Source organism: Micromonospora sp. NPDC050417 (assembly GCF_044458865.1).
Lineage (GTDB): Bacteria > Actinomycetota > Actinomycetes > Mycobacteriales > Micromonosporaceae > Micromonospora_G.
Map to the genome: position 1 here is coordinate 1 of NZ_JBITIH010000059.1, position 4,095 is coordinate 4,095.

Here is a 4,095-nt window from a genome sequence, read left to right on the forward strand (position 1 = left end):
TTAACCGACCCCAACCACGGATACCGCTCATGGACGGTCACGTCATCCAACCCAGACGCGATCACCTCAGTGAACTCACCAGCCGGACCCGCACCCGCCCAGCCGTAATCGGGAGGCCCGTCGGCCGGAGGCCACGTCGCCCCGAAGACGGCAGATGGCCGTGGTGGGTCGTACTGCGGCGGCGCGGCTGAGTCGTTGTCCTCGGAATCGTCCTGGTCAGGTGACTCGGTGAGGTCGGCGTCGTCCAGTCGAGATGCGGACCTTTCCCTCTCCCAGGCTGCCAGCCCAACGGTGTCCACAAGGTAGTACTGATCGGAGTCGACCTCGGTCACCCGGAGGAACTGCGAGGGAACACTGGGCGTGTAAGCGCCCGTTTCCGCGTCCGCCCATCGGACCGCCGCGACACCAGCCGGCTGCTCCAACCAGCGTAGGTACTCCGCCCGATCACGCACCGGCAGCGTAACGGTTATCGGGGCATCGATCCCCAGTTCCGGGGTGGTCTGGAAGACCCACCGTGCGGTGACCGCTGCCGGATTCGCGTAACCGACCCCGCCGATCGGCGCCGCCACGAGACGCCTCACCGCGTTGTACCGCGACATCACCGCCGGCTGCCCGGTAGCACGGGTCACTACCGTCGAAATATCCGAGTTAGGCGCAGAACGCCTGACCCGCCGTGCGGTATCGCTCCAGAAAATCCTCCGCCAGGTCAGGCTCACGACCGGCCCGTCCGACCCGTCTTCCATTCGCAACCGAACACGCTCTGTCGACACGACCGTGACATGCTGCGTGATGTGCTGAACAAACTCTGAGGCCACCTGCTCTTCGTCGGTCAGCGGATCAACAAGAAGGACCACCGGCCTCGGACCTCCCGGCGGCGCCGGGACCACCAACTCCCGTAGATACTCCTGCCCGGTCAGCCACCGCCCGTCCACCGGGCTACGCAACCTACTCAATGGCCTGACCCCGGGCAGGTCCCCCTCCCGGTTGAAACGCCCTGGTTCCACCACCACCTGCTCCAGCGCGTTGAACCCGATGGTGTCATGCAAATCCTCGGCGAGCCCCGTGAACACCCCATGGTTCGGCACCATCACCGCGACCAGACCAGTCCGGTACCGGTTGACCCAGACCTCATCGGCATCAGCCCAGAGCGTGAACACCTCACGCCCCGGCTCACCGTCAACACTGGACAACCGAAGACGGTACGGAGTGACGTTCTCGCCCAGCCGTACCGGCGTCGCCGCCGAGCCCGGCGGCGCGACCGGGAGGACAGTCCGGACCCGCAGGAACCCACGCGCCGCGTCAAGGCCGACAGCGCCCGTACCAACAACACCCGCACCAAGCGGCACCGCGACAAATCGCTGACTCTCCATCGGCACGGACGGTGCCACCGGACTCAACAGAGCCCGATACGCCGGCGGACCGTCCTGCTCCTGCCGCTCCTCCTCGATCCTCCGGTTGACCACCAACAACGCCAAGTTGTAATCACTGAACCAGGAACGGCCCTCATCGAGCCGGCCACGAATCTCGGTCTCCAAGTCGCGCGGAACAGCCGCCTGGCTGGCCTCCTGCACCGCCAACGCCAGCGTGGCGTAATCAGTCTGCTGTCGCGAATGACTACGCCACACAAACGATCCATCGCGTTGCCGTGAACCCGTCACCACTGCCCGAGGAGCGGGCAGACCCATCACCTGCCGAGTCTCGACAACCTCCGCCACCTCCCGCGCGAACAGGTCGAGCTCCTCAGCGGTGCCGACCGGCACCAGCACCAGCACCGACGGCCCGCTGTTGGTCTGGCTGTTGACCGGGCTGCTAAAGAACAGGTCGAGAAGCGCGGACACCGGCAGGTAAGGGTTCACCTCACCCGACACCGCCAACTGCGGCTGCGGATCGGACTCCGACCCCAGATTGACGAATTCACCGGTCACCACCACCGCCTCGTCAGGAACGGTGAGCGCCGATACCGAGGCGAGATGCGCGGTCACATGCGGCTGAACATCACCCGATTCTGGCTCTGTGGTCGGCGGAATCAACCACACCCGCTCCGCGAGATGGCGGGTGGACCGGCCGCCCTGCGGCGCCGCTTGCGCCCAGTCCACCAGTCTGTCCTGGGTAAGACGGCTCTGGAGCACATCGAGATGCCGCAACGCCTCGGCGCGGCCGACTCTTACTCTTGGCAAGGTTTGCTCTTGAAGTGGCTCAAGCCGCTCACGTAGTTGAGTGATCTCGTTGAGGGCCGTGTCAATGAGCTGCTGACGCGAGGCCGACCGGTCGTCGCTCATCACAGCATGCATACCAACGAGGATGTTCGCCGCCGCCGTCATCGAAAGGATCGGACGACTGTCACCCGCTTCCCCTTGCCCAAGCTCCGCTTCGATCCGTCCAACTGAGGTGAACAGCCCGTCGAGCGGCCCACCCGCCGCCCGACCTCGCCACCACCGAACAGCCTCCGTCACCAACCGCCCGCTCGGCTGCTGGCCACCCGATCTCACACGACCATTGAGCTCATCCAGCATATGACCGGCGAACTGCCACCGGAAATCATTCACACCGATCGGTGACAACAACCGCGCCGACTCATGCGGAACCGAATGAGCCGACCCCCGAGCGCTCAACGGCGACTGCACACTCAGCCGATGCGGCGTCACGGCACCCGACGACGAGGGTTGCGACGCCGGCCCACCCATCAACGACCGCGGCGACATCACCTGCCCCCAGGACAACCGCTGCCCCGAATGCCCACCGTCAGTCGGGGACAGCGAAAGCGCCAACCGAGGCGTCTGCGACCGCACACCACCAGAACCCGTACGAGTAGGAGCTGTACGCATATCCGGTGAGGTGATCACCAGACCAGGGCTGACAGGCCCACTCTGCGGGGTCGTGTCGGTATCGTCGCCACCCAAGCCGGTTTGTTCGCCGGTTCGGTCGACCCGGTCGCTGGTAGTGATGGGGCCGGTAATGCGCATCGCGACACCACCGTTCGCCTCCGGCGAGACGAACGCAACCATCTGATCACCATGCCGCACAGCCCAATAAGAATCAAAACCCACCAACGAATAACCCGCCGGCACCAAATCAGGAACACGAGTATCCACCCGAAGCAACTCAAGCCCGCCAACCTCAGCAAAACTCGCATCCCCATCAGCAATTACGGCGTACGCACGACCCGCAACCGTCTCCACACCAGGACCAGCAAGCACTTCGTTAATACGACCAACAAAGTCGTCGAAGTCACCCACCAAACGCCGATTCGTCTCAGCCACACCCTCCCCGGCAACCAACCCAATCTCAGTGTCCGACTCACCGGGAACTACGCCAAGGACATCCGGCGACACAATGGCGGGGCCAGTAATACGCATCGCGACACCACCATTCGCCTCCGGCGAGACGAACGCAACCATCTGATCACCATGCCACACAGCCCAATAAGAATCAAAACCCACCAACGAATAACCCGCCGGCACCAAATCAGGAACACGAGTATCCACCCGAAGCAACTCAAGCCCGCCAACCTCAGCAAAACTCGCATCCCCATCAGCAATTACGGCGTACGCACGACCCGCAACCGTCTCCACACCAGGACCAGCAAGCACTTCGTTAATACGACCAACAAAGTCGTCGAAGTCACCCACCAAACGCCGATTCGTCTCAGCCACACCCTCCCCGGCAACCAACCCAATCTCAGTCTGCCGACTGCCGCCGGACCGCCCGGCCAACTGGTTTCCCCCGGCGGGTGAACCGGACTGATCCGGTTCCGTGTCTGAGTCCGTCACGTAGATGTCATCGTCGTCGAACGTGGATGTCTGGTCGCCCTCGGGAGCCGACCAGTTCGCGGATGAAGCGGATGAACCGGGCTGGTCCGGTTCATCCGCGTCTGATTCCGACACGTAGATGCCATCAAGATCGTCGGGGTCGGCTGCGGTACGGCCCGTGCGGGCTTCGTCGCCGGCTCGGGTGCCGGGGCCGGTCGAGCTGCCTGCCTCCGACCCAAGCTGGGAGTTTGCGGAGGTGTTGTTGCCGTTCATGCCGGTGCGTTGACCGGTCAGGTCGTTCGGGTCGACAACGGTCGCGCCGGGAGGCGGGGTAATACCGTCGGTA

At 64.2% G+C, this 4,095-nt stretch carries 1 protein-coding gene; it reads right to left on the bottom strand.

Annotated features, from left to right (window positions below; genetic code table 11):
* Nucleotides 1-4,095, bottom strand: a 4,095-nt coding sequence (locus tag ACIBF5_RS32560) for a hypothetical protein (RefSeq protein WP_396816732.1), incomplete at both ends; no start/stop codon positions are given.